This is a genomic window from Paenibacillus mesotrionivorans (genome assembly GCF_046098205.1).
GTDB lineage: Bacteria > Bacillota > Bacilli > Paenibacillales > NBRC-103111 > Paenibacillus_AR > Paenibacillus_AR mesotrionivorans.
Genome location: NZ_JBJURJ010000013.1, coordinates 83,170 through 100,959 on the forward strand (window position 1 = coordinate 83,170; position 17,790 = coordinate 100,959).

Annotated in this window: 14 protein-coding genes; 7 read left to right on the forward strand and 7 right to left on the reverse strand. The window is 58.5% G+C overall.

Going from position 1 to position 17,790, the window contains the following annotated elements; all coding sequences use genetic code 11:
* Positions 1-127 precede the first annotated feature (127 nt).
* From ACI1P1_RS19285 to ACI1P1_RS19300, 4 genes are all read left to right on the forward strand, one after another.
* Positions 128-1,339: an MFS transporter gene (locus tag ACI1P1_RS19285; protein ID WP_416218079.1), complete on the forward strand. Its 1,212-nt coding sequence runs from the start codon at positions 128-130 to the stop codon at positions 1,337-1,339.
* Between the two features lie 38 nt (positions 1,340-1,377).
* A complete protein-coding gene (locus tag ACI1P1_RS19290) occupies positions 1,378-2,202 on the forward strand; it encodes a helix-turn-helix domain-containing protein (protein ID WP_416218080.1) in 825 nt (274 codons plus the stop codon).
* Between the two features lie 515 nt (positions 2,203-2,717).
* On the forward strand, positions 2,718-3,296 hold the full coding sequence (locus tag ACI1P1_RS19295) for an RNA polymerase sigma factor (protein ID WP_416218081.1): 579 nt from the start codon (positions 2,718-2,720) through the stop codon (positions 3,294-3,296).
* Positions 3,283-4,629 (forward strand): hypothetical protein, encoded by a 1,347-nt coding sequence (locus ACI1P1_RS19300; protein ID WP_416218082.1) that lies wholly within the window; start codon positions 3,283-3,285, stop codon positions 4,627-4,629. Before ACI1P1_RS19295 ends, ACI1P1_RS19300 begins: the two co-directional genes overlap by 14 nt.
* Positions 4,630-4,668: 39 nt before the next feature.
* Here the strand turns inward: ACI1P1_RS19300 and ACI1P1_RS19305 are convergent, their stop codons facing one another.
* A complete protein-coding gene (locus tag ACI1P1_RS19305) occupies positions 4,669-5,301 on the reverse strand; it encodes an O-methyltransferase (RefSeq protein ID WP_416218083.1) in 633 nt (210 codons plus the stop codon).
* A 139-nt stretch (positions 5,302-5,440) separates the two neighbouring features.
* Here ACI1P1_RS19305 and ACI1P1_RS19310 point away from each other — a divergent pair, with 139 nt between their 5' ends.
* The gene (locus ACI1P1_RS19310; RefSeq protein WP_416218084.1) at positions 5,441-6,592 is read left to right on the forward strand and encodes a THUMP domain-containing class I SAM-dependent RNA methyltransferase; all 1,152 of its coding nucleotides are present in this window, start codon (positions 5,441-5,443) and stop codon (positions 6,590-6,592) included.
* Positions 6,593-8,767 (forward strand): DNA topoisomerase 3, encoded by a 2,175-nt coding sequence (locus ACI1P1_RS19315; RefSeq protein WP_416218085.1) that lies wholly within the window; start codon positions 6,593-6,595, stop codon positions 8,765-8,767.
* 86 nt (positions 8,768-8,853) lie between these two features.
* Here the strand turns inward: ACI1P1_RS19315 and ACI1P1_RS19320 are convergent, their stop codons facing one another.
* The 3 genes from ACI1P1_RS19320 to ACI1P1_RS19330 all read right to left on the reverse strand — a co-directional run bounded on the left by ACI1P1_RS19320 (position 8,854) and on the right by ACI1P1_RS19330 (position 12,343).
* Positions 8,854-9,897: a potassium channel family protein gene (locus ACI1P1_RS19320; protein ID WP_416218086.1), complete on the reverse strand. Its 1,044-nt coding sequence runs from the start codon at positions 9,895-9,897 to the stop codon at positions 8,854-8,856.
* A gap of 269 nt (positions 9,898-10,166) precedes the next feature.
* Positions 10,167-11,384: an MDR family MFS transporter gene (locus ACI1P1_RS19325; protein ID WP_416218228.1), complete on the reverse strand. Its 1,218-nt coding sequence runs from the start codon at positions 11,382-11,384 to the stop codon at positions 10,167-10,169.
* 143 nt (positions 11,385-11,527) lie between these two features.
* Positions 11,528-12,343 (reverse strand): hypothetical protein, encoded by an 816-nt coding sequence (locus tag ACI1P1_RS19330; protein ID WP_416218087.1) that lies wholly within the window; start codon positions 12,341-12,343, stop codon positions 11,528-11,530.
* A gap of 213 nt (positions 12,344-12,556) precedes the next feature.
* Here ACI1P1_RS19330 and ACI1P1_RS19335 point away from each other — a divergent pair, with 213 nt between their 5' ends.
* Positions 12,557-13,450, forward strand: a complete 894-nt coding sequence (locus ACI1P1_RS19335) for a cation diffusion facilitator family transporter (protein ID WP_416218088.1) — start codon at positions 12,557-12,559, stop codon at positions 13,448-13,450.
* A gap of 6 nt (positions 13,451-13,456) precedes the next feature.
* Here ACI1P1_RS19335 and ACI1P1_RS19340 read toward each other — a convergent pair whose 3' ends face one another.
* From ACI1P1_RS19340 to ACI1P1_RS19350, 3 genes are read right to left on the reverse strand one after another with little or no spacing between them, the layout of a single operon-like run.
* Positions 13,457-15,604, reverse strand: coding sequence for an iron ABC transporter permease (locus ACI1P1_RS19340; RefSeq protein ID WP_416218089.1), 2,148 nt, complete (start codon positions 15,602-15,604; stop codon positions 13,457-13,459).
* Positions 15,601-16,629 carry an ABC transporter substrate-binding protein gene (locus ACI1P1_RS19345; RefSeq protein ID WP_416218090.1) on the reverse strand — a complete coding sequence of 343 codons (1,029 nt, stop codon included), beginning with the start codon at positions 16,627-16,629 and terminating at the stop codon, positions 15,601-15,603. The genes ACI1P1_RS19340 and ACI1P1_RS19345 overlap by 4 nt, the downstream gene beginning before the upstream one ends.
* 50 nt (positions 16,630-16,679) lie before the next feature.
* Positions 16,680-17,468: a hypothetical protein gene (locus ACI1P1_RS19350; RefSeq protein ID WP_416218091.1), complete on the reverse strand. Its 789-nt coding sequence runs from the start codon at positions 17,466-17,468 to the stop codon at positions 16,680-16,682.
* Positions 17,469-17,790: the final 322 nt, after the last annotated feature.

Below are 17,790 nucleotides of genomic sequence, written 5' to 3' on the forward strand. Positions count from 1 at the left end.
GTGTGTTGGTAAGCCTCTTCCATTTTAGTAGACCTTTCTTAAGGTGAAAAGGAATTTCTCCTTATCTTTTCCTTAAACCATGTTAAAATGAAACAAACCACATTCATCAAGAAGGAGCCGCAAACCGATGTCCGCAACCGCCTCACGGCTGGAGCAAAACCAACCGCACAGCACCGTCAGCCGCAGCAGGCTGTCTATTTTTTGCGCTGCAACCATCCTGTATTGGATCAGTATGTATACGTATGTACCCGTGCTCTCCCCTTACCTCGAAAGCAAAAGCTATTCCTTCAGCGTGATCGGCATCATTCTGGGCAGCTACGGCTTTATGCAGATCCTTATCCGGCTGCCGCTGGGGATTTATTCGGATAAGCTGGGCAAACGCAAGCCGTTTCTGTTTCTCGGTTTTGCCGCAGCTACGGTCAGCTGCTTTATGTTTCTTATTCCCGGCCATTGGCTGTGGCCGCTTCTGGCCCGCTCCGTGGCGGGCGTTTCCGCCTCCGCATGGGTAGGATTTACGGTGCTGTTCGCCGCCTATTACCCGCCCGAGCAGGCAACCCGCGCCATGGGCACCATCAGCTTCCTGACTGTCACCGGCCAGTTGATCGGCATGGCCCTCTCCGGCTTTTTGGCCGACGGGCTGGGCTGGCCCTCTGTGTTTGTGGCCGGAGGTGCGGCGGGGATTGCCGGTTTGGTGCTGGCCTTCGCTGTGTATGAAGCACCTCCCCAGCAAGGCCGTGTTCCCATGCGGGTGAAGGATCTGGGCAGCGTCATCACAAACCCTATGCTGCTGAAGGTGTCCGCCTTATCCATTCTGGCCCATAGTATCCTTTTTATTACCATGTTTGGCTTCACTCCGTCCCAGGCCTTGCTTCTCGGCGCCAGCAAAAGCGGGCTCACCTTCTTAAGCGTGTGCTTCATGATTCCCCATGCCGTCACCTCCATTCTGTCGGGGAAGGTGTTTGCCCCCCGTTTCGGACCCTGGAATATGGCATTTACAGGTTTCGCCTTAAGCGCCGTCTGCACCTTGGCGATTCCCTTCGTCCCCAATTTCGGCATGCTCTGCGTGACTCAGGCGGTAAACGGCTTTGCCCAGGGCTTGCACCTGCCGCTACTGCTGGGATTGGCTATTCAGGAGATTGAGCCTGCCAAACGGGCCACGGCAATGGGCTTTTATCAGGCTGTATACGCCTTGGGCATGTTCGCCGGACCGTTTATCGCCGGATGGCTCAATGAAGGCTTTGGCCTGGACGCAGGCTTTTATCTGGGGGGAAGCATCGGGCTGTGTGCGGCGGTGCTCGCCCTCAGCTGGAGAAAAGCCGCCGCTGGCGGTCGGAGCTGACCAGAGCCAAACGGAAGTGGCGGAAGGAGGACATAGCCATGGCAAGTGAAAGCTGGTGGGAGCTTACGCCGGTGCTGGAGCATCATTATTATTGGCACCAGAAGGAGAAATTCCTGCTGGATTCGGACCGTTATCCCCACTGGACCATGTTTGCCGTCACCGGTGGAAAATTTGAATACGACATTCTTGGCAACCGGGGCACCGCCAAGCTGGCGGAGTTGGTCCTCTGCCCGCCGGAGACGGATTTCGGCAGACGGGTTACAGAGATATTGAGCTTTCACTTCCTGGCCTTCTCCTTCAGCGGACCGGACGGGACCAAGGTGACGGAACTGCCGGGCCTGGAGGGATATAAGCTGGAGGTAGCGGATACGCAGCGGCTTTTCAATACCTTCGGACATCTCAGGAGCGCCGCCATGTCCCCTGGCACTTGGGTGGGGCCTTGGTCGGATCATCTGCTGAAGGATCTCTGGAAGCAGGTAGCCTTCGAGCGCCTCCAGCCCGTTTCCTCCGGCTATGGACAGGAGAAGCACCGTTTTCCCGATGACCCCGTTATGGATGTGGCGGGCCGGATCATTCAGGAGCAGGCGTGTACCCCTCTAAGCTTGGCCGGGCTGGCGGAACGGCTGGAGCTGACGCCGGTGCAGCTGACCCGCCGCTACAAAGCGGTGTTCGGGTTAAGCCCGTCCGAGCATGTGCTGGAGCTCCGGATGCGGCATGCCTGCAGCCTGCTCACCGGCACCACCTTTAGTCTTGACGCTATAGCAGAAGCGTGCGGCTACGAAACCGGCTTTTATTTGAGCCGGATTTTCACCAAAAAGATGGGCATGAGCCCCTCCGCCTACCGGAAGGCATACCGGATTTAGGGCTTGGTTGGAGGAAGAAGCAACGCGGAAGCAGCGATCAGCTTATACGAATGTGCCCTCGACTGCCGTTGGGGGAAGGGGCGGCTTTGACTTACAAACCGGATGGGTTGAAGCGTCTAACGGAACCTAGAGACGCTTAGCGCCTGTAAAACAGCCAGTTTGGTTTTTAACGGAACCCAGCGCCTCTTAGCGCCCATTTTGCATTCCAATTGGCCTAATTGAGCTGGCTAAGCGCCTTTGAGTTCCGTTAGCGCGCGGGAGCAACAGATTTCAGCCTCTAGGAGCCGTTCAGTTCCGTTAGCGCCCGCAGGGACTAGCGCGACTCACTGGCACTCACCAGAATTCACCAGAACTCACCAGAACTCGCCGGGACAGCCTAACACCCATTTTTCGCCATAATTTGTTGAATGGCAGGGCGTGATTTTGACAAATATTCATTGATTTTGCCGGAACATGAACTTTTTCCACACCCGAAGCGTCTATATAAAGTGGGTAGAGGAGGGTGTATAAACCAAATGAATGCCAATACGGAAGCAAGCACGGCCAATTATGATTATCTTCAGCAAGCAGCAGCCGAAACGACTGATACCAGAACCGCTTTGCGGGATCTGATGACTACATACGGAGACGATGTTTGGAATTATGCGTTCAGCCTTTGCCGCAATTCCGACATGTCCGACGACATCACCCAGGAGGTTTTTCTGAAGGTGTACCGCAAGCTGGGCAGCTTCAGGGGCGAATCCTCCATTAAAACCTGGCTCCTTGCCATTACCCGGCATACAGCCTTCGACATGCAGCGCAGCTCCTTCTGGAAACGGATTACCAGCTCGGATATTTTCACCGCAGCGGCAGTCCAGCCCTCCGCCGAACATGAGGCCATCGAACGGTTCTCGATTAACGACATCTGGCAGAAGGTGATGGAGCTGCCCGTCAAGTACCGGGAGGTATTGATTCTGTATGCCCATTACCAGTTGTCCATGCGGGAGATGGCGGAAATTCTGAAGCTGTCCGAAGGTACCGTCAAGTCCCGGCTGTTCCATGCCAGGGCCAGGGTGCTCAAGCTGAAGGAGCGTGACCTGATTGAGCCGGAATGATTCCGACTGGGAAAAGGAGTTGGGCGACAAGCCCCGTAGCGGCAAAGGGTTCAGTGATGATCTCCGGCGCCGCATCGAGGACCAGGTGGAGCAAAGGGACCGCAGACGCCGCCGGTGGCTGTGGCCTGCTGCCGGCCTCTGCGGAGCTGCCGGTGTCTGTGCGCTGTATCTTCTGGGCGGGCTCTCCCTTCTGCCGGGCCAAGGCGTTCAAGCCGATCTGGCTGCAGACTTAAGCCCGTCCGCCGTTCAGTCCACTCCGGAAGCTACGGCCGCGCAGGCCCGTTTGCTGGAGGAAATCAATGTGAAGTCCGGGCTGCTCATCGGCTTGCGCCAGGATGCCGGTACGGATACCTCCGCAAACGGAGCGTCCGGGAGCTCCAGCAGCTACCGGACGCTCATGCTTGCCCAAGTGGACGGACAGCTCCAGGTTGCCGCCCAGGGCGATGGGGTCCTCGTGCCGTATGGCCAGAAATTCTGGAAGATCGAATCCAAGGATGTGGCTACCGAGTCGGATGAGCTGCATTATTTGGTGGCGTATCCCGCCGACAAAAAAACGGATGCCCGGCAAATCTATGATAACCCCGAGGAAAGCATTGTGCTGCGGGAAAAGCTGCTGTTTGCCGGAAACCAATATGTATCCGTAGAGGAGAATGAAATATGGCGGGACGGCAGCCTGCCTGCCGAGGAAAGCAAGGTGTGGGTGCGGAAGCTGAGCCAGCTTAGTGATGCCGCTGTGCCCCGGTCTGCTTCGGCCGCCGGGCTGGCACATGTTACCTTGCAGGAGATTTATGGCGAAGGCGCCCAGCAGATCCTTACCACGCTAGCTTATAATAGGAGCAATGGAACGGGTCAAAGCGGCAGGTATCCCGCTGAGAATATGCTGGCTCAGGAAAGCGGCACATGGACTTACAGCACTGGGGACAACTGGGCAATCGTCCGCAAACCCGGCAAGTGGACCGCCCAGGTGGCGGAAGGCTATTATGAGCCGGAATCCCGTGTCATCGGCTTCAAGCTGTATCCTTACCCGGTCCGTCTCCCGGAGCTGGTCACCTCCCATGACAAGCTGTCCGACGCCCCGTGGGTCCGTGATGCACAGCTGCAGGAGCAGCGCAAGGATCTCCTAGTGTCACCGTTGGAGGATCTGGCCGTGGTTATCACCGACCAGAAGCTGGCCGTATATACCCCTGACAGCTCCGCTATAGAGAGCAAGCTGGCCCTTGAGGTGCCGCTAGCCCCCGGCGAAGCGCTGGTTTCGGCCCAATGGGCTACCGGGAGCTATGTCAGCGACTGGGTTACCAAGGCCCGCAAGTATTTGCAAAGCGGATATGAATAAGGACGGCCGGACCCATGTTGTCCGCCGTCCTTTCTTTGATTATTTCACCCGGGCGATAGCGAAGCCGTCGAAGGCCGGCAGCACAGCGCACTCCAGCCGGGAGTCGTTTGCGATCAGTTGGTTGAACAGCCTGACCTGGGTAGCTGAGCGGCCTTGGCTGGTTTCCTTGAAGGTTTTGCCCCGGAGGAACAGGTTGTCCGCTGCGATCAGGCCGCCGGAATTGCTGAGGGAAACTGCCAGCTCCAGATATTCGGGATAATTGCCTTTGTCCGCATCAATAAAGATAAAATCGAACCGTCTCCCCTCCGCCAATAGCTCCTTCATCCGGTCCAGCGCTTCCCCTGTCCGGAACTCTGCCTTCTCCCCCAATCCCGCAAATCCCAGGTTCCGCTGGGCCAAGCGGGCATATTCCGGCTCCAGCTCCAGGGAGCAAAGACTCCCTCCCTCCGCCAGCCCTCTTGCGATGCAAATGCCGCTATAGCCGCCCAAGGCACCGATTTCCAGGGCAGCTTTGGCTCCGCTCAGCCGGACCAGGAGGGTTAAGAGCCGCCCGTAGCCGGGAGCTACCGATATATCGTGCACCCCCAGCTCACGGAGGGATTCCTTCACATGCTCCAGATGGGGGTCTGACGGATACAGGGATTCAATATACGCTTCTTCTTGGGTCATCATCTTTGTTTATACCTGCCTTCCGGAGGGCGGTTTGGCATTCAAGCCGTTATCGCCTATACTAAAAGGTATTATACGGACATACCGGGCCGAAAAGCAACGGAGCGGTTGTCCGCTTTATCTGAAATGAGGAGTCTCTACAATGCCGAAGCTGCAATTAATCGCCACCTGCCCCATGGGTCTGGAGGCTGTTGTCGCCCGGGAGCTGAAGCTCTTGGGTTATGAGGATCAAATGACCGAAAACGGCCGTGTCACCTTCACCGGAGATGAATTAGCCATCTGCCGGACCAATCTGTGGCTGCGCACCGCCGACCGGGTGCTCATTAAGATGGGGGAATTTAAGGCCACCACCTTCGATGAGCTGTTCGAGGGCACCAAGGCCTTGCCTTGGGATCAATGGATTCCGGAGGACGGTGAATTCCCCGCCCAAGGACGTTCCCACAAGTCTCAGCTGTCCAGTGTGCCGGCCTGCCAGGGCATCGTCAAGAAGGCCATGGTGGAAAAAATGAAGGAACGTTATCACCGGGAATGGTTTCCGGAGGATGGCGGCAGATATGTGGCCGAGGTGTCCCTGCTTAACGACATCGCCACCCTGACGCTGGACACCACCGGACCCAGTTTGCATAAACGCGGCTACCGCAAGCTTGTGACCGAAGCGCCGCTGAAGGAAACTCTGGCCTCCGCCATGATTCTCTTAAGCCGCTGGACACCGGATCGTCCTCTCTATGATCCCTTCTGCGGCTCGGGCACCATTCCCGTAGAAGCCGCCATGATCGGCTGGAACCTTGCCCCCGGACTGCGCCGGAGCTTCCCTTCCGAAACCTGGCCGGTTATCGGGGCCCAGCTGTGGGAGGATGCCCGCAACGAAGCCATCGATTCCGTGCGGGACGATATTCCGCTGCAAATTAGCGGCAGCGACATTGATCCGGACGCCATCGCCGTAGCCGAAGCCTCCGTGAAGGCTGCCGGCCTCACCGGCGAGATACAGCTGGCCACTCTGCCCGTGGCCAAGGTCCGGCTTACCGGGGATTACGGCTGCGTCATCACCAATCCGCCTTACGGCGAACGGATCGGCGATCCCGAGGAAGTCCAGCGGGCTTTGCGGCAGCTGGGCGCACTGACGGCGGGCAACCCCAGCTGGTCATCCTTTGTGCTGTCCCCCAGCAAACAAATGGACCACTACTTCGGTCGTCCCGCCGGCAAAAAACGCAAGCTCTTCAACGGCCGGATCGAATGTGCGCTGCATCAGTATTTGGGCCCCCTGCCTCCCCGCAGCCGGAAGGAGGAACCGTAAATGAAAACCTTAGTGTTGGCCGAAAAGCCCAGTGTCGCCAGGGAATTAGCCCGTGTACTGGGTGCCGGGCAGAAGCATAAAAGCCATATGGAAGGCCCCAAATATGTGGTCACCTGGGCGTTGGGGCATCTGGTGGAGCTGGCAGAGCCGGAGGATTATGACCCCAAGTATAAAACCTGGAATCTGGAGGATCTGCCCATCATCCCTCCCAAGATGCGATTGAAGGTGATCAAGGAAAGCTCCCACCAGTTTCGGGCCATCGAGCAGCTGTGCAAACGCCCTGATCTATCGGAGCTGGTCATTGCCACCGATGCGGGCCGGGAAGGGGAGCTTGTGGCCCGCTGGATCATGGAGCTGGTGCGCTGGAGGAAGCCCTTCAAGCGCCTGTGGATCTCCTCACAGACGGACCAGGCCATCCGGGAGGGGTTTGCCCGGCTGAAGCCCGGGCAGGACTATGACCGGCTGTACCAATCCGCCGTCTGCCGGGCGGAGGCCGACTGGCTCATCGGCCTCAATGTGACCCGTGCGCTGACCAGCAAGTACAGCGCCCAATTGGCGGCAGGCCGGGTACAAACCCCGACGCTGCAGCTGATGTCGGAGCGGGATAAGGAAATCCGCGCCTTCCGCCCGGTGGACTATTGGCTGGTTCAGGCGGATTTCGGCAGCTTCCAGGCACAGTGGCGCGCGGACAAAAGCGGCGAAGCGCGGCTCTGGAAGCGCGAGGACGCCCAGGATCTGATACGGCGGATGTCGGCAGCCAAAACAGCCCGTGTCCTGCAGGTGAAGCGGGCCGACAAAAGCATCCCCCAGCCCTTGGCTTACGACCTGACGGAGCTCCAGCGGGACGCCAACAAACGGTACGGCTTCTCCGCCAAACAAACCTCCTCCCTGCTGCAGCGCTTGTATGAGCAGCATAAGCTGGTCACCTATCCCCGGACGGACTCCCGGCATTTGACCCAGGATATGGTGCCCACGCTGAAGGGCAGGCTGCAAAGCGTGGCGGTTGGACCATATGCGGCTTTGGCGCGGCAGATTCTCAAGGCGCCGCTTGCCGTCACCAAACGCTTTGTGGATGACAGCAAGGTGACAGATCACCATGCCATCATCCCGACGGAGCAATTCAATAATCTCACCGCTCTCTCCAATGAGGAGCGCAAGCTCTATGATCTCATCGTACGCCGTTTCCTGGCGTTGTTCCTGCGCCCCTGCGTGTTCCAGCAGGCAAACGTAACCGTGGAGCTGGCAGGCGAGAAATTTGTTGCCACGGGAGCCATCATGAAGGAGCAGGGCTGGAAGGAAGCCTACGGGCTGACGGACACGGCGGATCCCGACGAGGAGGAGAACAGTGCGGAGGATACCCTGGCCCAGCAGCGTCTGCCTGAGCTCAAGGATGGGGATTCCCTGCCACTGAAGCAGGCCAAGGAGCTGTCCCGGCAGACCAAACCGCCGGCCCGCTACACCGAAGCCTCCCTGCTTACCGCCATGGAGAAGCATAAGCTGGGTACTCCCGCCACCCGGGCGGACATTATCGAGAAGCTGGTGAAAACCGATACCATCGAACGCCAGGGCAATGCCCTGCAGCCCACGGGCAAGGGCAAACAGCTCATCGAGCTTGCGTCGCCGGAGCTGCGTTCCCCCGAGCTTACCGCCCGCTGGGAGGGTGAGTTGGAGCGGATCGCCTTGGGCAAGGGCAGCATGGAGCAGTTCCTGGCCTCCATCCGCAAGCAGGCAGCGCAGCTGGTGGGTCAGGTAGTTGCAAGCTCCACCGAATACAAGCCCCACAACCTCACCACCAGCAAATGCCCGGATTGCGGCAAGCTGCTGCAGGAGATCAAGGGCAAACGCGGGCTTATGCTGGTCTGCAGCGACCGGGAATGCGGCTACCGCCGTGCCGGTGAGCCTCAGCTTACCAACCACCGCTGTCCCCAATGCCACAAGAAGATGGAGCTGCGGGAGGGCAAAGCCGGCAAGTTCTTCCAGTGCCGCCGCTGCAATGTGGTGGAGAAGCTGGAGGATTCCGGCGCAAGCGGTGGCGGTGGTGGCGGCGGGCCTAAAGGCGGACGTAAGGGCGCAGCCCGGGCCAACAAACAGGCGGTGGAGCAATACAGCGACAACGTCAGCCTGAATTCCGGCCTGGCGGACGCTCTGAAGGCCGCCTTGGAAAAGAAAGAATAGACGCATCCCTTTAGGGAAAGCGCCCTGTTCACTCAATATGCAGAAGCTGTGGGATTAGGGGTGTGAGCAAACTCAAGCGGGTTTGTTTACACCCTGTTTTTTACCTTTTCAAAAACCTCCGCCGTACAAATGACAAACAGCCGCGATTCCTCGGGAATCGGCTCATTCAGACGCTGGTTGATATTGAGATGGACACCGTCGGATATCAGCGTGGCCCCCTGGTTTAGCAGGTCCTCGAAGGCATGGCGGAAGGTCAGCCAATGGGGCTTTTTGCATACCTCATACAGGTCCTCCCCCTCATCGCGGGTCAGCAGCTGGTTAAAAATAGAGGTTGTCCCCGGGTTAAAGGCGGAGCGCACGGCCATATGGGAGATTGTTTCATTGCCGAACACAAAATCATCGATTTTTACATGCTTGAAGCTGCCCAGATTATGCCGGTCCCGAATTTCGGCGATGGAATAGACGTGGGCGTAATTCCGCTCAATGGCGGTGGCTACCAGCAGCGTTTTGCCGTCAATGAAGGCCGGATCAGTGATGATCTGCGCACCGGGCCCTTGGCCCATGGTATCATCCGAAAAAATAAACACTGCCCGCGCCTCACCCAGATTCGCCATCTCCAGCGTTTCCTCCCGGACGGGATTTCCTTTTATGTAATGGACCTGCGGATGGTAGGAGGGCGTTTTGGGCAGCTGCGCAATCAGCACCACCTCCGCGGCAGGATCGGTTCTGAAAATTTCCTCGATGGTATGCTCCGCCTGCCTGTTCCAGTCAATGATGACAAAATGACCCCGGCCGGTATACTTCAATTTGCCCTCCTCCTTCTTCCGCTGATAGATAAACAGCTTGTCCACCACCTTGCTGATGGCAATGGAAATCAAGCCGATCCCAAATACGTACAGCACCACACCCAGACATTTTCCCGGGACGGTATGCGGATAAAAATCCCCGTAGCCCACTGTGGTTACCGTGGTCATCACCCACCAAAAGCCATTAAACGGATTTCCGAATGTATCCGGTTCCAGCCAGTAGGCCAGAAAGGAGCTGACTAGAATAAAGATACCGCCGAATGCGATAATATGACCGCTTTTCATCCGGATCATCTGCCAAAAAAACTTGCTGAAGAAAAACATACGGATCCCCTCCCGGCATAAACCGGCATTCCCCGGCCAACAAAAAAAGCCCTTCTTCGGGAAAGGCCTGTAAAGCTTGTGCCGCCATTATGTGTCGGTGTCGGTTAGAAAATCATCTTTAAAACGGAATGCAGGGCTGTTGAAGCAGCTTACGGAAAATGCCTTTAATGCGCTTTGCCACGTTTCTTCCTCCTAATCCTTCAAGCAGGTAAACCAAAATGCGTCTCCAAAAGCAAGCGTACCACAAAATCGACCGTTTGTGACCGTATTTACAAATTTGTAAACATTTTTTTTCTTTGAAATACCCTCTGACCGTAGGAATAAAAGCCTGCGCCGAAAACGGGGACAGCCGCCATCAGCGTAAACAGCACGGAGCCGTTCCAGACGTCCAGCATCCAGCCGCCAATAAAGGGGCCCAGGAAATGTCCGAGATTATTAAAGGACTGGGCACCGTAATAGGTTCCCCGGAGCCCATCGGGGGCAAGGCCGTCAATCAGCAGATTGGTGGAGGGGAAGGTCAGAATTTCCCCCAGGGTAAAGACGATCATAGCCGCTACGAACAGAACCCACCCGTCTGCCGCAGCATACCCCAGGTTGCCAAGCACATACATGCCGCTGCCCACGGCAATGGAAACGATAGGCTTGTGCTTCTCCATCCAGCGGGACAGGGGCACCTGCAGCAGCACCACCACAATGGCGTTGATGCTCATCAGCACGGCGAACAGATTAATCCCCTCATTCAGCCCCTTAAGCTCAATATACTGGGACAAGGTGACGCCCATTTGGGAATAGCTGATGCCTCCCATCACACCGCCCGCCAGATACCAGCGGAAGACTGTATCCTTGCGGATGACCCGCCAGGCCGACCCGATGGACACCTGCTCCTTCTTATCCCCTTCAATATCGCGGATGCCGAAACGCCGGAGAAGAGCGTACAGCACAATGGCATAAAACAGATAGATGCAGCCGGTAATGATAAAGGGCAGCCGGCCCGACATCATGCCGAACAAGGCACCCAGGAGCGGTCCGACGGACACCCCGATATTGATGCACAGATAACGCAGGGAAAATACCCGGAACCGCTTCTCCCGCGGAGTCAGGTCGGCCATAAGCGCCTGGGAGACCGGCTCATAGAAGGAGCGGCACAGGCCGTTTAAGAGATTCAGAGCCAGGAACATCCAGGTGGCCGTCGCCAGACCAAAGCCGATGAACACCGCTCCCCAGAGGTATAAAGCGCCCATCATCACCCGCTTGCGCCCGAAGGCATCGGACAAAGCGCCGCCGAAGAAACCGCCCACCATCCCGGCGAGGGCCCCCGCTCCGCTGACGAAGCCGATCATAATGGGATTCATATCCGTATTTTTGGCCAGGTATAGAGCGAGAAAAGGCAAACTCATGGAAGAGCCTGCTCTAGCCAGGATGGTGCCCAGCAATATGGAATGCACAATCGGATGATAATCCTTGGTGAACGCTCGCGCGGCATTCATTCTGCGCTTGAAATATGACGTGGTATAAGCTGGCTGCGGCATGGTCTTAGGTCCTTCCCGTTTGCGGCTAAAAAATTCTGGACAAATGCAATTTTCTGCCCATTATACCGGAACCGGAGCGGCTTGCCTATCCCTTTTTTCCCTTACCCGTTGGGAAGCGTAATCATTTGGTAGACCGTTCTTCTGTCGCCGGGCAGCTTGAACTGCCCCAGCTTCAGCTGGGAGGAGCCGTCCCCGTCCAGAAAAATACCATCGTCCAGCTTGCCGGGAGCCACGGTTTGTTTGATAGCCGTGCGGAATTCCGGGCCGGTGCACAGCCCGTCCGACAGCAGGAGCCATACCTGCCGGTCCGTATCGTAGACCATTGCGGAGCGCAGCCGCTTTTCCTCCATCACCGGGAATTCCTCCAGAAGCGCCTGCTCCTGCCAATACTTCTCATTGTGCAGCCCCATGCTGACGCCTCCTTGCGCCCAGTAACGGGAGCGGTCGGTTACCATAAGCTCCTCCGCCCTGTCCGTCACCTGAACGGACAGGCCTCCGGTCACCCCGTCCCATACCAGCGTCCCGCGGGGACGGTCAATGTTAAACCAGCCGGAGCCGTAATCCCCCGGTGCTCCTTTGACAGGCCGGTCATTGGTCACTGCAATGCTCAGCAGCTGCTCCTCCCAGAAGAAGCCTCCGTTTATTCCGTCCGCAGGGTCATCTGTCACATTGGTCTCTATGGCCTTGAGCCCGATTTTGTTGGGAGAAGCCCTAACCGCATGGAGAACGACCCCGTTATCCGCATGCAGCCTACGGTAGCCTCTGGCCGCAAGCCCGTCCGGCTTCGACATCAGAATCCACCCTAGCCAAACCGTCATCAAAAATGATAGAATAGCAATTCCCGCCAAAAAAAACGTGTAGCCCGGGTACTTGGGAAGCTTCAGTAGCGGCCGTTTTCCGGAGAGCTGGATGTTCACGTGGGTTACCTCCATAGGATCGCGAAGTCTCTAAATCTATTGATCCTAGTATACAACAGCCGCTTCCAGATTATGACTAGGAAGTTTCCGGATGAAAAACGTTTTGCCCTTGTGCACACTTTCACGATGGGGGAAACACTGTTTCTCTAGACCCACACGAGTTTGGTCGGGTAAGATAAAAGCATTCCATTGTTCAGCTTGGAGGTCACTGTTTTGGAAACCTATGAAAAGTTAAAAGAAAGTGAAAAGGGCGCGTGGGTCAGCATCTTCGCGTATATCATGCTGTCCGTGATCAAAACGGCCATCGGATATTGGAGCGGGTCCGAGGCGCTGACAGCCGACGGCTTCAACAATGCCACCGACATTATCCTGTCCTTGGCGGTGCTGGTCGGCCTGAAAATTTCCCGCAAGCCCCCGGATCAGGACCATACATACGGTCACTTCCGGGCAGAGTCCATCAGCTCGCTGGTCGCCTCCTTCATAATGATTACCGTAGCCCTGCAGGTTATGGTGCAGGCCGGGCGCAATCTGATGGCCCACACCTACGATACCCCGGATATTTGGGCCTCCTGGATCGCATTGGCGTCAGCCGCTGTCATGTACGGCGTTTATTCATACAATAAAAAACTCGCCGCCAGATCGGGCAGCGAGTCGTTGATGGCAGCCGCCAAGGACAATCTGTCGGATGCCATGGTCAGCTTGGGGGTTGTGGTGGGTGTAGCCGGCTCCCATCTGGGACTGCCGTGGCTGGACCCGGTAGCCGCCCTGGTGGTCGGCGTCATGATTGCCAAAACGGCAGTGGAGATTTTCAAAACAGCCGCCTACAACCTGACCGACGGCTTTGACGAGAACGAGCTGGACTCCTTCCGCCAAACTGCCGCCGCTACACCGGGTGTGCTGGATATCAAGGATATTAAAGCCCGGTTCCTCGGCAGCAATGTGATGGTAGATATGGTGGTGCTGGTGAACCCGCAATTAAGCGTGGCCCAAAGCCATGATATCTCCGATGAAATAGAACGGCGGATGCTGGAGGAGCACCGGATCTTTAATGCCCATGTCCATATCGAACCCCACGATGAGGATGACGAAAAGCACTGCTACGTTTAAAAGGATTTATGCGCCGCGCCTTGAGCCGGCGCTTTTCCATAACAGGAACAAGAGATACGGCGTACCCACCAGTGCCGTCACCAGCCCCGAGGGAATTTCCTTCGGGGCTATTATGGTTTTGCCGATGAGGTCGGCCAGAACCAGGAACACAGCGCCCAGGAGAGGCGCCAGCACAAGCAGCCGCCGCTGGTTCTGCCCCGCGGCAAGCCGGGCGGCATGGGGGGCCAGCAGGCCGATGAAGCCGACGGTGCCTACATAGGCCACCGCCACAGCGGCAGCGGCCACCCCCAGCGCCGCAGCCAGCAGCCGCGTCTGGCGCAGCCGGAGGCCGAGGCCTGTAGCGACGGAGTCGCCGAAGGCCAGCAGGTCCCAGCGGCAGCCCAGAAGCCAGGCCGCCGGCAGGATCAGGGCGGCGCCGATGCCCAGCCCGGCGAAGGCCTCCCAGCCCCGGGCATAGGTGCTGCCCGCCAGCCAGGCCAAGGCCGGAGCCGCTCCCATGGCGGAGCGGATGACCAAGAGCTGGACCAGCGCTGCGCCTGCGGCGGAGACGGCGATGCCCACCAGCGTCAGCACGGTGGGCGCCAGGCCGCTCCGGTACGCGAAGCCGCAGACCAGTGCCGCTGCGGCGAAGGCCCCGGCCGCGGATGCCAGCGGCAGCGCCGCTCCGGCTGCTGCCGGCCACAGCGTGAGGAGCAGGAGCGCCCCGGCGCCTGCTCCCGAGGTGATGCCGACCACGGACGGGTCTGCCAGCGGGTTGCGCACGGCACCTTGGAGCAGAGCTCCCGAGGCGGCCAGGAGCGCACCCGCCGCTGCGGCAGCCAGCTCACGGGGCAGCCGCAGCTGGAGCACAATGTGGCGGGAGAGGCTCTCCCCGCCCCCGCCCAGCACCCGCAGCACCTCTGCGGGTGGAACCCGGACGGCGCCGAATACGATGCCGGCCACCAGGGAGGCCGCAAGCAGCAGCGCCGCCAGCAGCACCCAGAGGCGGAAGGAATAGGCCGCTTCCAGCCGGGAGCGAAGAATGTAGGCTCCGCCCGGGTGGAGCGTTTCCTCCCGGCGCGCTGCCTTGCCCGCCAGCCAGGCGGCGAGGGGCAGCTGCCATCTGCCGCCGCCGGCGCTTATGCCGGCCTGCCCTTCGGCGGCGCCCTTGCCCCGGGTTTCCCGCAGGGCCAGGGCGATCAGGCAGGGCGCCCCAAGCGCCGCCGTAACCGCACCTGCCGGAAGCTCACCCAGTGTGCTGATGAACAATCGGGACACCAGGTCGGCCGCACTTAGAAGGGCGGCTCCCCACACGGCTGCGGCAGGGAGCAGAAGACCATGCCGCTTCAACCCCAGAAGCCGCACCAGATGCGGCGCCATCAGGCCGATGAAGCCGATGGGTCCCACCACACTCACTGTGACAGCCGCCAGCAGCACGGCCAAGGCTAACGCCGCACCGCGCACCAGTCCCACATGCTGACCCAAGGAACGGGCCGTGTCCTCCCCCAAATTCATCACATCCAGCTTGCGGGAACACATCCACGCCGCCAGCAGCCCCAGGACAATCCAGGGCCAGGCGTACCGGACGCCGCTCCAGTCATTTTGCTGGAGCAGACCGGAGCCCCACACAAACAGGCCGCCGGTTTCATTCTCGAACAGCAGCTGGAGCATGCCGGTGAAGGAGGAAATCACCAGCGTGACGATCATGCCGGAGAGCGCCATCCGGACGGGGGTGCTTTTCCTGCCCCCGGCCAGAAGATACGAGAGTACCGCCGCCAGGCAGCCTCCGGCGAACGCCAGAGGCAGAGGCGCCAGCTGCGCCATCGACGGGAAAAACACCGTTCCCGCCACCACCACAAAAAACGCACCGGCATTGATCCCCATGGTGCCGGCGGAGGCCAGCGCATTGCGAGTCACCGTCTGCAGCAGCACCCCGGTCACCGCCAGGGCGCTGCCTGCCAGCGCGCCAATCACCGCCCGCGGCAGGCGTACGCCGCGGACTAACTCCTCCGCCGCTCCTCCTCCGGCGGTGTGGAGTAAAGCCCTTATGGCCTGGCTGAAGCCGATGCCGGCCTGGCCCTGGCCCAGTCCGGCCAGCATGCAGGCCATAAGCAGCAAAAAACCGGCGGCCATCACCGCCGCCGGTCTGCGGAAAGATGACCGCCGCTCCATCATTTGGCCAACAGTTCCGCAGTTTGTTCAACAAATGCCTTGGCGGAGAGGGGACCGCCGAACAGCCAGGTAGCAGGGTCGAGACCATAGGTCCGGTTCTCCTTGACGAAGGATAACCCCTTCCACGCCGCATTGTCCTTCAGCTGCTTCTCGAACACGTTGTCCTCCTTCTGCACCACGTACAGGAAGTCCGCCTTCTCCAGCGGCAGCAGCGCTTCAACAGAGGTTTGCGTATACCCGTACATTTCGAACTTCGGCGCGTGGTAAGCATTTTTCAGCCCGATACGCTCCAGGATTTTTACCGCTGTGGAATTATCCGTAAAAATCCGCAGCACCGCCGCATTTTGATTGGAATACGCTTGGGCCAGGGCAAACTCGCGCCCTTCCTTGCCGGCAGCCTTCAGCTTCGTTTTGGCTGCGTCATACGCCTGGTTAAGGCCCTGCAGCACCTTTTCCGCCTCGGCGGATTTGCCGGTGAGATCGGCGATGGTTTTGAAGGTATTCTCCATCTCCGTGTATTGGTCCATGGTTCCTTCCGCCGGGTAGGAATTAAACGCCAGCGTAGGCGCGATCTGCTTCAGCTTGTCGTAGCTTCCTGTAACCCGGAACTGGGCGGCAATGATCAGATCCGGCTTTAATGCGGCGATGGCCTCCAGGTTCGGCTCCTGGCGGGTGCCCACATCCACAACGTCATTGCCCAATGCCGCATTGGTGGTAATCCACTTCTTGTAGCCCGCCGTATCCGCTGCTCCCACAGGCTGAATGCCCAGCGCGATCAAATCCTCTGCATAGGTCCATTCCAGCACCACAATGCGCTTGGGTGTACCGGTAATTTCGGTGCTGCCCATGGCGTGTGTAACGGTTTTGGTGGCAGGCACTGAAGCGGAGGCAGCCGGAGACGGAGATTGCCCGGAGGCGGAGCCCGTTTGCTCCGGTGAAGCGTTATTGGATGTGCCGCAGGCTGCCAGAAGCGCAAACGACAGCAACGCCGACAGCAGTATCCCTTGTTTTTTCAGTGAAATAGACATGAATGATTCCTCCCCATTTATGTAACCCGTACGCCGGGTGATCTTGCTATTTATGCATGATTGGCAGCGGCACCGCGTCTCTTCTCCCGCTCCTCCTCGGTTATCTTCGGACAGGCAAAGCAATAACCGTGTCCCGTATCCGTCTTGTAGGCAAGACAGCACGAGGCCTTCAGCCTCACCTGGCCGTCCCCCTTGAGATTGCGGGTCAGCCGGAATTTGATTTGGAACGGGTTACCCGGACGCCCGAACACCTCCGGCGGCAGCCGGTTAACCAGAATATCCGCCACAGTCTCCAGTCTGGCCTTCAGCACCGGATCTGTCTCCTCGGAGCGCCACTTGTCCAGAATATAATGGAGCCCGGAGCCCATCAATGCCCAGATGGCACCAGGCGACACCCCTCCCGCTGCCGCAACGGCATCCACCACCGGACGGAGGCTTTGGCCATAAAAAGCGGCAAGCCCTTGCAGCATCTGCTCCTCATCCCCTTCGGCCGGGAGTGTCACAGGATCGGGACAAACCAGCCGGAAGGACATGGATGCCCCATAGGAGGCCTCTTCCATCTGGAGAAACACACCCTCCGGCGTCAGCCGGAGGTCCAGCCGGTCATGCCACATGGCATATGCCACAGCTGCACCCAAGCGCCCGAGCCACGAGGCAAAATAGGTAGCGCACACATCCGGGCTTTTCGCTTTGATCCGGGGGCCATATACCTCCACAAACTCCTCCGCCCCTACCGTGGATGCCAGACATGCCAGCTCCAGCATCAAAAGCGGCTTGTCCGCACGTCTGTCCGTCACGCCAAACATCGTCTCGTACGTAGACAGCTCGATGGATTGCATGAATCGCCTACCTCCGCTCCACATTCTATGGTTGATAATTATTATCATTTAAACAAATCAAATGATAATGCCTATCACTCTCTCGTGTCAATAAAAAGATGCCCTCCGGCCCGAAAAAATCCAGCTGCGCACTTCGAGGCGGCCGATTGCCGATGTTTGATTGCCGGATAGACTCAATTTGCCTCTGATTGACGATCGAAAGAAGCGGCCTCCTCTCCAGAACCAGCCCCTTCAACCGCAAAATGTTTTGGCCGTCTAAATCAGCCCCTCCAGTCCCTAATGGTCACCCACCTCAAACCAGATCTCAGCAACCGCTAACGGC

Coding starts and splice junctions, on each gene's coding strand:
- ACI1P1_RS19345 (WP_416218090.1), bottom strand. CDS start 16,629: ATGTCTATTTCACTGAAAAAACAAGGGATACTGCTGTCGGCGTTGCTG.
- ACI1P1_RS19350 (WP_416218091.1), bottom strand. CDS start 17,468: ATGCAATCCATCGAGCTGTCTACGTACGAGACGATGTTTGGCGTGACG.
- ACI1P1_RS19315 (WP_416218085.1), top strand. CDS start 6,593: ATGAAAACCTTAGTGTTGGCCGAAAAGCCCAGTGTCGCCAGGGAATTA.
- ACI1P1_RS19340 (WP_416218089.1), bottom strand. CDS start 15,604: ATGATGGAGCGGCGGTCATCTTTCCGCAGACCGGCGGCGGTGATGGCC.
- ACI1P1_RS19305 (WP_416218083.1), bottom strand. CDS start 5,301: ATGATGACCCAAGAAGAAGCGTATATTGAATCCCTGTATCCGTCAGAC.
- ACI1P1_RS19285 (WP_416218079.1), top strand. CDS start 128: ATGTCCGCAACCGCCTCACGGCTGGAGCAAAACCAACCGCACAGCACC.
- ACI1P1_RS19320 (WP_416218086.1), bottom strand. CDS start 9,897: ATGTTTTTCTTCAGCAAGTTTTTTTGGCAGATGATCCGGATGAAAAGC.
- ACI1P1_RS19295 (WP_416218081.1), top strand. CDS start 2,718: ATGAATGCCAATACGGAAGCAAGCACGGCCAATTATGATTATCTTCAG.
- ACI1P1_RS19310 (WP_416218084.1), top strand. CDS start 5,441: ATGCCGAAGCTGCAATTAATCGCCACCTGCCCCATGGGTCTGGAGGCT.
- ACI1P1_RS19290 (WP_416218080.1), top strand. CDS start 1,378: ATGGCAAGTGAAAGCTGGTGGGAGCTTACGCCGGTGCTGGAGCATCAT.
- ACI1P1_RS19325 (WP_416218228.1), bottom strand. CDS start 11,384: ATGAATGCCGCGCGAGCGTTCACCAAGGATTATCATCCGATTGTGCAT.